The 16,430-nt window shown below is 40.2% G+C and carries 7 protein-coding genes; 6 read left to right on the plus strand and 1 reads right to left on the minus strand.

The window, feature by feature from the left end:
- Nucleotides 1–26: 26 nt before the first annotated feature.
- The 6 genes from ATS75_RS01535 to recD all read left to right on the plus strand — a co-directional run bounded on the left by ATS75_RS01535 (nucleotide 27) and on the right by recD (nucleotide 13,647).
- Nucleotides 27–2,378 carry a TonB-dependent receptor domain-containing protein gene (locus ATS75_RS01535; RefSeq protein WP_058558659.1) on the plus strand — a complete coding sequence of 784 codons (2,352 nt, stop codon included), beginning with the start codon at nucleotides 27–29 and terminating at the stop codon, nucleotides 2,376–2,378.
- Between the two features lie 61 nt (nucleotides 2,379–2,439).
- Nucleotides 2,440–3,567 (plus strand): sulfatase-like hydrolase/transferase, encoded by a 1,128-nt coding sequence (locus ATS75_RS01540; protein WP_058558660.1) that lies wholly within the window; start codon nucleotides 2,440–2,442, stop codon nucleotides 3,565–3,567.
- Nucleotides 3,564–4,613, plus strand: coding sequence for an alkaline phosphatase D family protein (locus tag ATS75_RS01545; RefSeq protein ID WP_058558661.1), 1,050 nt, complete (start codon nucleotides 3,564–3,566; stop codon nucleotides 4,611–4,613). Before ATS75_RS01540 ends, ATS75_RS01545 begins: the two co-directional genes overlap by 4 nt.
- Before the next feature lie 148 nt (nucleotides 4,614–4,761).
- Nucleotides 4,762–8,094 carry an exodeoxyribonuclease V subunit gamma gene (gene recC / locus ATS75_RS01550; protein WP_058558662.1) on the plus strand — a complete coding sequence of 1,111 codons (3,333 nt, stop codon included), beginning with the start codon at nucleotides 4,762–4,764 and terminating at the stop codon, nucleotides 8,092–8,094.
- Nucleotides 8,081–11,671, plus strand: coding sequence for an exodeoxyribonuclease V subunit beta (gene recB, locus ATS75_RS01555; protein WP_058558663.1), 3,591 nt, complete (start codon nucleotides 8,081–8,083; stop codon nucleotides 11,669–11,671). Before recC ends, recB begins: the two co-directional genes overlap by 14 nt.
- Entirely contained in the window at nucleotides 11,668–13,647 is a 1,980-nt protein-coding gene (gene recD, locus ATS75_RS01560) for an exodeoxyribonuclease V subunit alpha (protein WP_058558664.1), read from the plus strand. Before recB ends, recD begins: the two co-directional genes overlap by 4 nt.
- A gap of 144 nt (nucleotides 13,648–13,791) precedes the next feature.
- On the opposite strand, the gene ATS75_RS01565 is transcribed toward recD, so the two are convergent.
- On the minus strand, nucleotides 13,792–16,356 hold the full coding sequence (locus tag ATS75_RS01565) for a bifunctional diguanylate cyclase/phosphodiesterase (RefSeq protein WP_058558665.1): 2,565 nt from the start codon (nucleotides 16,354–16,356) through the stop codon (nucleotides 13,792–13,794).
- Nucleotides 16,357–16,430 lie beyond the last annotated feature (74 nt).

Here is a 16,430-nt window from a genome sequence, read left to right on the forward strand (position 1 = left end):
ACACTACAATTGCAAACGGGACAATGATGTACACACTTAAAAATAAAAGCGTACTAAGCTTAGCAATCACGCTCGCTTTTTCAACGAATGGTTATGCTAATAATAATGAAATAGAAGAAGTCACCGTGGTGGCTAAACCAACGAGTTACGCTAACAATGTGATTGAACCCGCCATGCTCGAACAACAAAGCACGGTGTCGAGTGTGCTTGGTGTTATTGATAACCTGCCGGGCATCAGTATAAATGAAGGCGATGCGTTTGGTGGCGATGATTGGTCAACGACTATCACTATGCGTGGTTTTAGTATTGATGGTAATCAACAGCAACTCGGTATGACCGTAGATGGCATTCCAAATGGTGGGTCAAACTATGGGGGGGGCGCAAAAGCCAACCGCTATTTGGACAGCGAAAACCTAGCGACGGTTGAGGTAGGGCAAGGGACTTCTGATATTGCAGCAGCTTCACTAGAAGCGCTAGGCGGAACGTTTAACTTTGTCAGTAAAGCTCCAAGCCTAGATAAAAGCACTACGTTTGCTTATACCAATGGTGATCATGACGCATCACGCTACTTCATTAAACATGAAACGGGTACCGTGTTTGATAATACCCAAGCTTATGTTAGTTATTCACAAACGAATACCAGTCGCTGGGCGGGTGAAGGCAGTAATGGTGGTAAAGATAATCAACATGCTGAGGTGAAATTTGTATCAAATTTTGAAGCGCTCACTGTAACGGGGCGTTTATCTTACGATGATGTAAGTGAATCAAACTATAACAGTGTGAGCCTTGCACAATTTGCACAGACTCCCAATTGGGATCAATTGACTTGGAATTGGACCGGTATTCCACATTTTGATCAAATGTTTGCAGAAGGTTGGGGAACGCTGCGTGAAAATACACTGGGTTATGTAAAATTAGAATACGCGATTTCGCCTTCATCACTACTGACAATTAGCCCGTATTACCATAAAAACTCTGGCCGTGGCGATTGGATCCCTCCTTATTTGACGACACCCGTTGACAGTGAAGGCAATCCAACTACGCAAGGTGGCAGCAATGCGGGTTCCTATGGTTTTGTTGATAGTGAAGGTAAACCCTTAGCACCTGACGCAAATTGTACGCAAAGTTTAAGTTGGCCTTGGCAGTCTGGCCCAGGATTAAATCCAGCCTGTTATTCAGCGGATGCCACTCCTGTAATGTCTTATCGCCATACTCATTATGAAAAAAATCGTTTAGGCTTAACGGCGGATTATAGTGTAACGCTCGGTATGCATGATATTGAAGCGGGTCTTTGGTATGAGCAGTCAGAACGTGATGAATCACGCGATTGGCATAAAGTGATTGACGCCCGTGTTTACCATCACTTTGATAATACTCCTTACTGGATTCAATATAAAAATACATTCGATACCGATACGTTTAAGTGGTACGTGCAAGATTCAATGGCTTTGGGCGATTTCACGCTCAACCTAGGGGCTAAACAGTATTTAGTCGAACTACAAAAAGTAGACCATTTTAATAATATTACTTCAGATAAAATTGACAGTGATTCTGATGTGCTCTTTAGTGCAGGTGCATTGTATCAAGTTAATGGTGAGACAGAATTCTTTGCCAGCTACAGCGAGAATTTTGCGGCTATTAAAGATGGTGTACTCGAGCGTGATAGTTCAGCCTTGACGGATATAGAACCAGAAACAGCTGAAAATATTGATTTTGGTGTGCGTTACAATACTGACAGGTTGGCATTAACAGCAACAGCTTACTCTATTGAATTTGAAAACCGTATTACATTTATTGCCCCTGGCAGTGATACCAGTGGTATTGATTATACGATCGGTACAAATGGTTCTTATATAAACGTAGGCGGTATTGAATCGCAAGGCATTGAATTATCCGCCAGTTACATGCTCACAAACGAATGGAATATTTATACATCGTATACAAGTAATCAGTCGGAGTATGCATCGGATGATCCTAGTTCGTACGCTAATGGTGTACTGATTGAGGGAGAGGGCGCAAGCTTTAGAGCGGGCGATGATGTCATCGATGCGCCAAGCGATATGTTTGTGTTGTCGACTGATTATTACAGCGGAGATTTCCGTTTTGGTTTATCAGCAAAATATACCGGCGAACGTTTAGGTGCGTGGACAGATGAACAAACGCGTGCACGTAACAAGGTAGGCAGCTACACAGTGATTGATTTTAATGCGGGTTATCATATGGATGTGAATGCCGGTGCCTTTAACTCAATCGATATCGCTTTTGCTGTCACTAACCTCACAGATAAGCAATACCTCGCTGGTGGCACTGGCAATGGTTCAACGTATTTTATTGGTGCACCTCGCACAGCTGCCCTTACGTTTACAGCTAATTTTTAAAATAAGATGCAGATATAAAGCCCATCCATGATGGGCTTTTTGCTATTTTAAAAGGTGAATAATGAATAAATTTATTAAACTCAATACGCTTTTTTTACTGCTATTAACGAGTCAACTTGCGATAGCAACACAAAATGTGGTGCTGATAACGCTTGATGGTGTTCGCTGGCAAGAGGTATTTAATGGCGCAGATACTAATTTGATTAATCATAGTGATTTTGTCAAAGACAGCGCAGCGCTTAAGGCTGAGTTTTGGCATGAAAACCCAAAAAATCGTCAGCAATTACTGATGCCATTTGTGACACAAGCAATGGCACAAAAAGGCGTTATTATTGGCGACAGAAACAAAGAATCAATGATGTCGGTTAGTAACCCATGGTATTTTTCTTACCCAGGTTACAGCGAAATTTTAACGGGGGTGGTTGATAAAAACATAAACAGTAACGACAAAATACCAAACCCTAACAAAACTATTTTAGAGTTATTGCATCAGCAACAGGGTTATAAAAATAAAACGGCACTGTTTGGTAGTTGGGATGTTTTTCCATTTATTGTTAATGATGTCCGCAGTGGTGTATACGTGAATGCCGGCTTTATGCCACTAGAAAAAGAATTATCGAAAGACGCATCATTACTCAATGCGATGCAGAATGAAATTCCCAGCCCTTGGCATAATGTGCGTCTAGACAGTTTCACTTATCGTTTTGCGAAAGCATATTTATTGGCAAGAAAGCCAAAGTTATTAGTGATAAGCCTAGGAGAAACCGATGATTTTGCACACGATGGTCATTATGATCACTACTTGAAATCTGCAAAGCAAAGTGACGCATTCATAAAAGACCTATGGCAAACACTGCAAGTAACACCAGGCTATAAAAATAATACGACGCTGATCATCACCACAGACCACGGGCGTGGAAGCCATGTAAACGATTGGCAACACCATAGTTCAAAGCAAGCAATGTCACGCACAGAGCAAGCACACAAAGCGTTTCCAAAAGGGATTATAGGCTCTGAACATATATGGTTGGCTGCTATGGGGCCGTCAATAAAGCCACTGGGTTTAGTGAAAACGCACACAGAGCTCAAACAAGCGCAAGTGGCTGCCACTATTTTAAAAGTACTGGGTGAAAATCCACAACAACTAAACCCCGCAATGGCGCCAGCTATCGAGGAGATACTAAAATGATTGTAAAAATTGTGACTGTAGTTAGTATCTTAATGAGCACCTGCACTTTTGCCACAACAGCGCCTAGTAAAATTCTATTTGGATCGTGTGGTCATCAAGATAAAGCCATTCCTATATTTGATGCTATTAATAATGAAAATGCCGATTTATTTCTCTTTTTAGGCGATAACATTTATGGCGATACCAATGATATGAAAGTGTTGGCGAGTAAATACCAAAAACTTGGCGAAAAGCCAGGGTTTAAAACGCTCAGAGCAAATACGCCCATTATTGCCATGTGGGATGACCATGATTTTGGTCAGAACGATGCTGGCAAAGAATACGCTCATAAAGAAGCATCTAGGCAAATCATGCTCGATTTTTTTGATGTGCCAAACAGTGATATTCGTCGTTCGCGCCCAGATGGTATTTATACCTCTGCCATGTATGGTGAAGGCATGCAGACCGTAAGGGTGATTATGCCGGACTTACGCTGGAATCGCGATGCACTTGCACATGTCAGTGAGTTTGAGTACTACACCAAACGCAAAGCTAATAAACAAGGCCCCTATAGTCCGACAAAGATCGAAGGCGCATCGATGCTAGGTGAGATGCAGTGGCAATGGCTTGAGCAGGAGTTACAAAAGCCAGGCGTGATAAAGTTGATTAGTTCGAGCTTGCAACTATTGCCTGACTTCACAGGCTGGGAATCATGGGCTAATTTCCCAGATGATCGTGACCGTTTATTTGCTTTGATAAAACAACATAAAGTCAATGGCGTTATTATTGTTAGTGGTGATACGCACTGGGGAGAAATATCAAAGTACAGTGATAACCTCGATTATCCATTGATTGAAATGACCAGCTCCGGTTTAACTGAAAAATGGAAAGATGTGAGCCCTAATAAGCACCGTGTTGGGCATTATACGCATGAAGTCAATTACGGTGATTTGAGTATTGATTGGCAATCAGCAGATCCGATGATTTCACTTAAACTAAAAGGAATCGATGGTAAAGTTATTATGCAAACTCAATTTACATTGTCTAGCATCAGCCCTTATAAGTGATGCATCATACACACCGTTGTAATTTCGTAGCGGTGTGTACAAAAAGTATCTAACTAACTGATTTATTGAAGCCATTAATCTCTAATGGCTACCCCTGTAATTGAAAATATCTTACACTGTTTTTATATCATGCAAGGACAGTGTCGAAATGCTCAATATAATTCAATCTAACCGAATGGAAACCCTGCAAGCACAGTTTCATCAGTTGCTAACGGTAGACCCCCTTACTAGCGTATTTGATAAAGAAGTGGTGCTGGTTCAATCACCGGGTATGTCGCAGTGGTTAAAAATAGGCTTGAGTGAACAGCTGGGCATTGCAGCGCAAGTTGACTTTCCGTTACCGTCTAGCTTCATATGGCAGCTTTATCAACAGTTATTGCCCAATGTACCGAAAGAATCTGCTTTTAATAAGCCCAACCTTGCGTGGAAAATATTTACTCTTTTACCTGATTGTATTGATGAACCGCTGTATTTACCCCTAAAAACGTATTTAGAAGGCGATTTAGAGGGTCAAAAAACCTTTTCCTTGTGTGAAAAAATAGCTGACGTTTATGACCAGTATTTAATGTATCGCCCACATTGGATTGCCACATGGGACAATGGCGAAGATAAGCTCGATGATGTGGATATTACTATTTCACCGTGGCAGCCTGATTTATGGCGACGTATTGTCGCCTTAAGTGTTGAGCTTGGGCAAAGCCAATTTCATCGCGCCAACATGCAAGGCAAATTACTGGCTGCACTAGATACCATGGACGAAAGCTTACTGCCAAAGCGCATTAGCCTATTTGGAATATCAGCCATCGCGAGCTCGCAGCTTGAGATATTTGATGCACTAAGTGAAAAAACACAGGTGTTTTTATTCTTTTTTAATCCCAGTGAGCATTATTGGGGGGATGTTGTTGATGAAAAAACAGCCGCAAAAATTACCGCGAAATATGCAAAAACCCCTTTACTTGATGCCGCAGAGCACACCCTTACTAAACCCGATGACGATTATTATTTTATTGGTAACCCCTTATTGTCATCGTGGGGAAAATTAGGCCGGGACTATTTTGAGCAACTAGTGCAATTAGATGCGCGTTGGATTGACGGCTTCATTGACAGTTTTGATAACTCGTTGCTTGGTAAGATTCAAAGTGAAATTTACCAACTGGCGTTTAAAGGTGAAACGTTAAGGTTAGAAAAAGAGTGGTTTATTAATGATGAAGGCAAGATACCAATAAATACCGCTGATTCGAGTGTTATCGTGAGCGATTGTTATACGCCGCTGAGAGAGGTAGAGCGACTACACGATTATTTACTTAACTTATTTCATGCAAACTCCTCGTTAACACCAAAAGATATCATCGTTATGATGCCTGATGTGGGCACATATAGCCCTTACATTGAAGCCGTTTTTGGCGGTGCCCAAGGTAAGCGCCATATTCCATATGCATTGGCCGATTTAGCCATTGAACAAGAAAAACCGGTGTTGAGCTCGTTTGCGAGCTTAGCTAATTTGCCGTTTTCGCGATTTGGTGTGTCCGATATTTTAGATTTACTACAAGTAACACAAATTGCAGAAAAATTTAGTTTAGAGCCACATGAGTTCGAACAAATACACTATTGGCTTGAGCGAGTAGGGGTCAAGTGGGGCATAAATGCAGAGCATAAAACGAGTTTTGACTTACCCGCTATAGACTTAAATACGTGGCAGCACGGCCTGAATCGTTTACTACTAGGGGTAGCACAACGGGATGAGCAAACGGCGTTCAATGGTATTTACAGTGCGGATGAAGTCGAAGGAATGGCGCTGCAAACACTGAATAAGTTGGTTCACTTTATTGATGAATTACAGTCATTTAAAGTGCGTTTAACCCCAGATGACACGCTCATTAATAAAGCCAGTGTCCTAGAGGAGCTGCTTGAAGCGATTTATGAAAATGATAGCGATGATAGCTGGGATTTACTGGTACTAAAAAACGTACTAGATGAAATTAAAAAACACCACGAAAATGGGGATTACACAGAGGCTGTATCGCAACGTATTGTGAGTTATTTAATTAAGCAAGGTATTCAAGAAAAAGGCGTAGGGCAGCGCTTTTTAGTCGGACAAGTTAATTTTTGCACACTAATGCCGATGCGAGCAGTGCCTTTTAAAGTTGTCTGCATGTTAGGGCTTAACGATGCTGATTATCCACGGACGGTGCAACCGATTGGGTTTGATTTGGTGCCATATTCTAAAAAGCAAAAAGGTGACCGTTCACGCAAACTTGATGACCGCTATTTGTTTTTAGAGGCCCTACTGAGTGCCCGCGATAATTTATACATGAGTTACATTGGCCGCTCGTGCTTTGATAACCAGCCGAGAATGCCATCGACGCTTGTAAGTGAATTACTTGAATACATTGGCCGAAGCTTTACCTTTGCAGAACAAGGTGAGCAAACACTGCCAGCGTGCTTAGTCAAATCGCAGCGATTACAGCCGTTTAATAGCCATTATTATTTAGCTAACCACTTGTCAGTTGACCAAACAACATTAAACGAGCACAGTTATAACCCTGTTTGGCTGCCGGTCGACGCTATTCCACCAGAGCCACTGAGTAAGCTGTCAGTGACCCTCGCACCCACTTTAGATTTAGATGTATTTATTCGTAGTGTATGTAATCCCCAAGAAAGTTTCTATCAGCAAACGCTTGGTTTGCGTTTGCCTGAGTTTAGCGATGTTGCCAAAGACGAAGAGCCTTTTAGTGTTGATGCCCTAAAGCGCTATTTTTATTTAGACGAAATCCTTGAGGCTGCCATTTATGAACGACCCATTAGCCGCGAGCAAGTATTGCAACGTGGAGAGTTACCACAAGCCAATGTGGGTGAATTTATTTATCAAAGTATGGAGCACCGTGTTGATGCACTGGCAGGGCAGGTTAAAACGCATATCCAAAATGGCAAAAATGAACCTATTGAAGTAACGTACTCATTGATAAATGATGACATTCAGAGCGGCATTCAACAATGCCAAATAGAGGGCTGGCTAAATAACATTTATCATCAAAAACAGGTGTTTTATAGAAGCGCGAGTATAAAAGCTAAAGACTTAATTAAAGGTTTTATCTACCACCTAAGTGCACACGTCATGGGGCACAAAATTGAAACGTTGATCCTCGGCCTTGATAAACAGGTATCGTTTGCTCCTATCGAAAGGGAGCAGGCACTAAAACTGCTAAACCAGTGGTTTGGTCTTTATGTGGCGCTTAGGCAATCGCCCGTGGCGTTTTTTCCGGTGAGTGGGTACGAATACGTAAAAACAGGCGGTGATATTGGTAAAGCCATTAATAAGTTTAGCCCGCAATACATTGGCCGTGGCGAAGGGGAAAATCCCTATATCCGGTTAACCACGCAATCGCTCTTAGCGTGCCAAGAGGAATTTACAATGTGGAGTGACACACTGCTTACCCCATTATTCGAACACGCTAAGGAGAGCGACTATGCAAGCGCTTAATCCACTGACAATGCCATTAATAGGGCAAAGCTTAATTGAAGCAAGTGCAGGTACAGGTAAAACGTATACAATCACAGGGCTCTATTTACGTTATTTACTCGGTATGCAACTGGCTGATGAGCCCAAGGCTTCGATAAACAAGCCGCTCAGCGTAGAGCAAATTTTAGTGGTAACGTTTACTGATGCAGCTACGCAAGAGATTAAAGATCGTGTTCGTAGCCGAATTATTGCAGCACGTGATGCGCTATTGGGACTTGAAACCAAAGATGAATTAATTAACGGGCTCATTGCGACTATTGATGATAAACACCGCGCGTTTGACTTGCTTGATGCCGCAGCTAAATCCATGGATGAAGCGGCTATTTTTACCATTCATGGCTTTTGTCAACGCATGTTAAAGCAACATGCATTTGAATCAGGGGTCGCGTTTAATCTTGAGTTTATTCTAGATGAGCGTGAAATTTTACTTGAGACCATTAAAGACTTTTGGCGTACCTTTGTTTACCCGCTCGATAAAGAAAAAACCGATGCTATACTCGATGTTTTCCCTGCACCTGAATCTTTGTTCAGCCAGGTGTCGAGCTTATTAAGTAAAGGCAGCGCACAAGTAACACCTCAGGTTAACTTGGACTCTGTGTGGCAGGCTCGTGATGACTATATTCGTAAAATACCTACTTTCAAAAATGCGTGTTTAAACAGTGAGTTTATTGAAGCAGTTAAAGCATCAGGGCTTAGCGGTGCAAAAACACCGGCCCGAAAAGGCAGCTTGCAAGCGCTTGATGATTTCTGTCGCGGCGATGACTTGTTTTTTAAATTTGGCACCAGTAACTATTCGTTTGAAGTGTGGAGCAGTGACAACTTAAGCAACCCTATTTATTATAAAAAGAATCAGCCGCTGTTTTGCCATGACTTACTACCGCAGTTTGACGACTTAGCATTATTAAGTAGTACCATTAATAAAGGGTTAGGTATTGCTATTGTGCAACATGCAGCGAATTGGGTAAAAAAGGCCGTTGTAAAACGCAAACACGAACACAGTGTAATCACACCCGATGATTTACTCAGTAATTTACACAGCGCACTGAGTAATGAACAAGGTGATGCCTTAGCGCTAAAAATTGCCCAACTATTTCCGGTCGCGATGATCGATGAGTTCCAAGACACAGATCCTGTGCAATACGGTATTTTTGGTAAAATATACAACCAAGAAAACACGACGCTTGCGATGATTGGTGACCCTAAGCAGGCAATTTATGGTTTTAGAGGGGCTGATATATTTACATATATAGGCGCAAAACACGCTGTCGCAGAGCAAAATCAATTTACGCTTGGTACTAATTTTCGTTCAAGTAGTGATGTAGTACGCAGTGTAAATAAACTATTTTCCAGGCATGACAATAGTTTTATCTACAATGATGCGATCCCATTTAATCCGGTAATGGCGAAAGGCAAAAGTCCTGATGACGCATTTTTAATCGATAATATGCCTGCAGAGGCATTCGAATTTTGTGTATTTGCCGACACGGTTGCTGATGAAAACAACAAACCAACCGCTAAAGGGGTTGGGCAGCACCATTTGGCAGTGCATTTTGCCAATAAAATAGTGACATTATTGAGCCAAGCTGCAGAGGGTCGGGCATGCATTGGTCATACACCCGTCGTTGCCGCAGATATCTGTATCTTAGTGCGCGACCGTGTTGAAGCGCAAATCATTAAAAAGGCACTGAGCGATGCTAAAATTGCCAGCGTTTACTTATCACGCGAGAGTGTATTTAGCCAAGAGCTGACTCATCATTTGCTGAACTTTTTAACCGCGCTTCATGGGCAGTACAATGAATCATTATTGCGCGGTGTGTTGGCCGGGCCATTATTTTGTTTAAGTTATAACGAAATATACATACTTGCAGATGATGAAGAAAAGTGGCAATCGTACCTTAACTTTTTTGCCTATTTAGGAACAATGTGGCACAAGCAGGGTGCTATGGCGATGCTTGAGCATCTTTTAAGCCACAATCAGTTAAGCGCTAAATGGCAAGGCTTAGGGTATAACGTGGAGCGGTGGTTAACAGATTATCGCCATTTAAGTGAAATACTGCAACAAAAGCAGATCGAATTAGCGGGTACTTTAAGGTTGCTACGGTGGTTTGCACAAAAAGTTAGCCAGCAAGACGGGGAAGCGGTGCAAGTTCGTCTTGAAAGTGACGCTAACTTAGTACGTATTGTGACTATGCATGCATCTAAAGGACTTGAGTTTCCGCTCGTATTTATGCCCTTTGCAAGTGGTTATCGAGAAACCAAAGAAGCTTTGTATCATAAAGACGGTCAGCTTATTTATGATTTAAGTAAAACTGATGATGCACTGCAACAGGCCGAGCGAGAACGGTTAGCAGAAGATTTACGGTTATTGTATGTGGCGCTCACACGTGCGATTCACTTTTGTGCCATAGGTATATATAACGTAGGGCAAGGGCAAAGTAAGCGGCTTGCCATTCAAAGTAGTGCATTGGGGCACGTGTTATTTGCAGGATTAGATATTACCAGCAGTGATGTGTGGCGTAGCCACCTAAAAGCGTTTTGTGATGACGATCACGCTATGCAATACACCATGTTTACCAGTGAACAGTTGCTTGAGCAGGGTACTTTACAACTGGCCTCAACACAACGTTCAGCACAAGTGTTAAGTGTTAACAGTGTCACCGCCGATATTGAGAAAGATTGGCGTGCCACCAGCTTTAGCGCGCTGAGCTTTAAAAAGCATACCGACCACTTACAACCTGGGCGTAGTGATGAAGACCACGAAAAAGACGAGTTTGCTACGGGGCTAGATGACGTTAAATCACCATATAGTTTTCCTAAAGGGGCAAAGCCCGGTAGCTGCTTACATGAAATTTTTGAGCAAATTGATTTTACCAGCCCACTTAATCACCCCACTAACAATGAGCAAAATTTAGTTGAAGTAGTTGAAAAGAGCCTTAAAAAATTTCACATAGACAGTAGCTGGCAAGCGACCACAGAGCAGTGGATACTCAGTGCACTGCAATGCCCATTGAACGATAATGGATTAAGCCTTGCTCAATTATCGCCCCGTGATTGTTTAGTTGAAATGGAGTTTAATTTACCGCTTGCAAGCTTAAATGCTAAACAGCTTAATGCTGTACTCATAAAACATTTCGGCTTTAATCAAAGTAATCTTGAGTTTTTTGACGTGAAAGGGCTTTTAAAAGGTTTTGTTGATTTAATTTTTTGCTACCGCGGTCAGTATTTTATTTTAGATTACAAGTCGAATTATTTAGGGAATAACCCATGTGATTACGAGCAAGATTCGCTTGAACAAGCAATGAGTAGTCACCAATATCATTTACAGTATTTAATCTACACGGTTGCGCTTCATCGCTTATTAAAGCAGCGAATTAAACATTACAGTGTGGAGCAACACTTAGGTGGGGTTTATTACACTTTTTTACGGGGGATGAGTGATGGTAAAGGCGTATTCTTTAAAAAACTTACCAGCGAACAAGTGGCAATTTTAGATAGCTTGTTTACTCAACCAGCCCTGGTGCAAGGAGAATCATCATGAGTGATTTAAATGCAGCAAATGACTTACCATTCGATGATTTTCAATTAGATGAAACCGTTAAAACCGTGCCTCTGATCGATTATTTAATCACTGAGAATCGTTTAAAAGTGGTCGATATAAAGCTTGCTCAGCTATTAACTGGCAATGTTACTGACGAGCCTGCTAACAATGATGTATTTCACTTAGTCTTATTGTTATGTATCGCAGGCCAAAGTCAGCATAGCTGCTTAAACTTAGATGACATAAATTGGCAAAATCCTTTTAATCTTCGCCAAGCTGATTTTACTAAAGTTCAAGGCAGCATACCCGATATCGTAAGCCCATTTAATAGTGAGTTTTCATCTAATTATGCAATGCGCTGTTTAGCGTCGCACCCAAGTGTCGGCGAGAAAAAACCGTTGCAATTATTAGGTAGCAGGCTCTACTTTGCGCGTCTTGCCGGGTATGAGCAAACATTATCATCGCGCTTATGTGGCATGAGTGAACGCGAGATTACCCTAGATAACACAAAGTTGGCAGAGTTATTAAATACGTATTTCCCCTCAGACAAAGCACCTAGAGACGCTCTCGACTGGCAAAAAGTAGCTTGTGCAATTGCAGCAACAAAAGGCTTTAGTGTGATTACCGGCGGGCCGGGTACGGGCAAAACCACCACAGTTACAAAATTGCTCGCTATTTTACAATCAGTGTACCAAAGTGCGCCATTAAGCATAAAGCTGGTAGCCCCAACAGGTAAAGCTGCTGCAAGATTGAGTGAATCAATTTTAAGTGCTAAACAACAATTAAAAGCCTTAATCCCAACCGATGTTGAGCCACTGATCCCGCAAAGTGCGCAAACAATTCATCGTTTATTAGGGGTAAAACCCTTTACGAATAAATTTAAACACACCAGCATCAACCCACTGCATTTAGATGTGCTGATCATTGATGAGGCATCAATGGTGGATTTATCCCTAATGGCTAAACTAATTGAGGCTTTACCTGCTCATGCAAGGTTAATATTATTGGGCGATAAAGACCAATTAGCGTCTGTGGATACGGGCAGTGTGATGAGTGATTTATGTCAGGGTTTAGCGCTTGGTCAAACACCAAGTTATTCAGCACAGCGTTGTAATGTACTAAATCAGCTGTGTTTTAATGGTACACAACAGCTTCAACCTCAGCAAAGCACATTTAAACTGGCCGATTGCATTGCATTTTTACAACACAGTTATCGGTTTGATGCGAAAAGTGGTATTGGTGAATTAGCTCTGGCCGTAAATACCAACAACAGTGGCAAGCTTAACTACGTTGAGCAAGAGATTGGCTCAGGGAAGTTTAGTGATGTTATTTTAGATTACGATATAGTTACTAAGCCGATTGAAAAATTGGTGCACAGCGCAGCAAATCATTACAGCGAGTACTTGAACCTTATTAAACAGAAGGCGCCGACAGCACATATTCATGAGGCGTTTGGTAAATACCAATTACTTGCCGCTGTGCGTGAGGGTGACTATGGCGTAAACAGTTTAAATCAACGCATAGAGAAACAATTGCACGCTTTAGGGCTCATCAACACCCAAGCTAATAATCGCCATTATTTAGGCTTACCTATCATGATCGCGCAAAACGATTATCAATTAAAGTTGTTTAATGGCGATATTGGTATTTTACTGCATGACGAAAACGGTCAACTTAAAGCAGTATTTATCGATGAGCAAGGTAATGAACGTGCTTTTTCACCAGCACGGTTGCCGGCTCATGACAAAGTGTATGTCATGACGATACATAAATCTCAAGGCTCAGAATTTCAGTACACAGCCATGGTATTACCGCCAGCCAACCAAGCCAGTGCAGGTATTAATCGCCAGCTAGTTTACACAGGTATTACCCGCGCAAAGCAAAAGTTTGAGCTGGTGGCTGATAAAAAAGTATTACTGATGGCGATGAATAAAGCCGTTAGCAGAGCGTCAGGGTTATATGAACGGTTAATGTAGCTGATTTTAAATAACTGATATTTAGTCTCTTTCAATGGGTATAATACCTAATGGTAGCTGCTAGCAATAGGTATATCCTCTGGGCCGATGTTAAGTTTAAGGTGTATTTGGAGTTAACTAATAATTTTAAAATGAAAACCAAAGCTAATGGTTTTCATTATTTGTAGTGATTAGTTTTAACCAATCATCCTCAGCTAATGGTTTGGATAATAAATACCCTTGGATTAAATCACAGCCACATTTTTTTAAATAATTATACTGAGTTATGCTTTCCACCCCTTCAGCAACAGTTATGACTTCCATTATTTTTGCCATATCAATGATAAGCCTTATTATATTTTTTGGGGACTGTTCTTTACTGATAGTATCAATAAAACATTTATCAATTTTTAATTCAGATATTGGGAGGTCTTTTAAGTAGTTAAGGCTGGAATATCCAGTTCCAAAATCATCAATTGAAAACTCGAACCCTATTAGACTCAAATCAAACATCACCTGTTTTACCAATGCAATATCACTTATTAATGTGGTTTCTGTTAATTCTAAGTTTAATTGAGTTGGGGGTATTCTCCATTTAGCGATTAGTCTTTTTAGTTTAGCACTAAAGTCACTTTGCACTATTTGTTTACTACTGATGTTAACCGAAACTTTAGGGGGGGGTTCTTGATCATTAAGTTGGGCTAAAATTTGGCATACTCTTTCTAATACCCAATCGCCTATATTAATAATTGCATCTGTTTTTTCCGCAATTGGAATAAATTCTGAAGGGCTGACAAACCCCAAGGTATCAGACTCCCACCTGATCAATGCTTCAGATGCGATTATAGTATTAAGGTCTGAGAATTGAGGCTGAAAAACTACTTTGAGCTCATTTTTTATTTTTTCCCCATTGACCTCTATTTCAATTTGTTTGATTCTCTTGTATTTTTGTAGTTCATTTGCGCCTAAGTGGTAGTATCCGAAAGGTGCTAGGTGCTTTGACTGCTTTAAAGCATGCTCCAATACATTAATCATTGACTCTAATGTATATTCATTTGTTGGTAATAAGATACTGCCCATTGATATCGTAATCTTTTGTAAATTACCATTTATAAAAGTATCAAAAATTGTAGGGGTCAATAACCGTTCTTCGAGGCTTTTTACCTTTGTGGATAACTGCTCAGGTTGCGAGGTTTGACTGTTCGATAAAATATAAAACGAATCAGTGCCTTTTTTATATATTTTAAATTGGTCCCCTATTAACTTGCTGATAGTTTCACCGACAAACTTAATCAATTTATTAACACATTCTATGCCATATTTTAAGTTAAGCCTTGAAATACTATCGATATCAACAATTGCGCAATAAAGAAACGATTTTTGTATCTTCCCCAAAGATAAAATTTCTTTTACCTCTTTATCAAACCAGGTCTGATTTTTATAACCTGATATAGGATCAGTGTAAATCATTTTATAAATCGTATCGTTGGCTTCTATTCGCTCACTGATATCTCTCACAATACCGATATAATATTCTTTACCATCAAAGTTACTTTTGGTTAAAGACAACTCCATCTGGAATGTTTCACCATTTTTCCTTTTACCGGGTAGCTGTCTTCCAACACCTATAATTTTCGCATTTCCTGTTTGAATGTAAGCCTCTAGGTACTTTCCATGTTTTGATGCATAGGGCTCTGGCATTAATTTGCTAACATTCATATTAATAAAGTCAGCGTTATCAAAACCAAAAATATCTATGGCCACTTGATTAACGCTTTTTATCAACCCTTGCTGATCAATCGTGATAACAGCATCTTTAAGATTGTCTACTAAATTGTTTAAATATAAGGTTTTGTCTTTTTCTTTTTGTATTAACTTTTTTTCATGGGTTATATCTTCAATAGCTCCATATACCCTTATAACTGTTCCGTCACTATCACATTCAACTTGCCCGATAGTCCGTATAATCTTTTGATTATTGTTTGCATCAACAAAAGCGAGTTCAGCTTGATATCTTTTTTTATTCTGAATTGCATTTTCAAAGTGATGAGTAATTATTTTTTGATCTTCACCAGAGTAACAGGCAAGCGCTTTATCTACATCGATTGGTTCATTCAGAGAAAAACCATAAATAGTGTAAACTTCTTCTGACCAGTATAATTGCTGAGCCCTTAAATCAAATTCCCATGCACCGGTTTTAGATATTTTGCCAACTTCATCTAGTAGTTTTTTCTGAATATTAATGTGCTTAGAGTGAAGAGCACTTTGAAGAATTTCACTTGTACAAGATGCAAAAGACTCAAACAAATATTGGCTATGAAATAGGTTTTCTATTGGTTGATGATAAAGGGCAACTAAAATGCCTACCGGGGAATTTTCTTCATTTGTAATTGGTACCCCTATATATCCATTGACGTTTAAATCTATTAATACAGTATCTTTGGGAAATGCTGCTGAAACCTGTTTTGCATAAATACATACTTCACTATTAAATACCTTTTCACACGGACTATTGACTAGTTCATACGAAATATTTTCAACAATTTCTAGCTTTTTTAACGTAATAATTGAGTGGGCGACATCCGCTTTCTCATTCGTTGACGCGAGAAATATAAAATCTGCATGTAGTAAATTATTGAGTTTCTGTAATCTTTTACTTAACAGTGGAAACATTTCTAGCACTATTTCAGAAAAATCAGCACGAGTTAAACACTTTTTTAGTTGGGCCATTTATATTTCCAAAATATATTTATCAATTCTGTTTCAATACTTAAACATCTTTTCCTATTTTAAGTTAAACATAA

The organism is Pseudoalteromonas sp. H105, assembly GCF_001469215.1.
Lineage (GTDB): Bacteria > Pseudomonadota > Gammaproteobacteria > Enterobacterales > Alteromonadaceae > Pseudoalteromonas.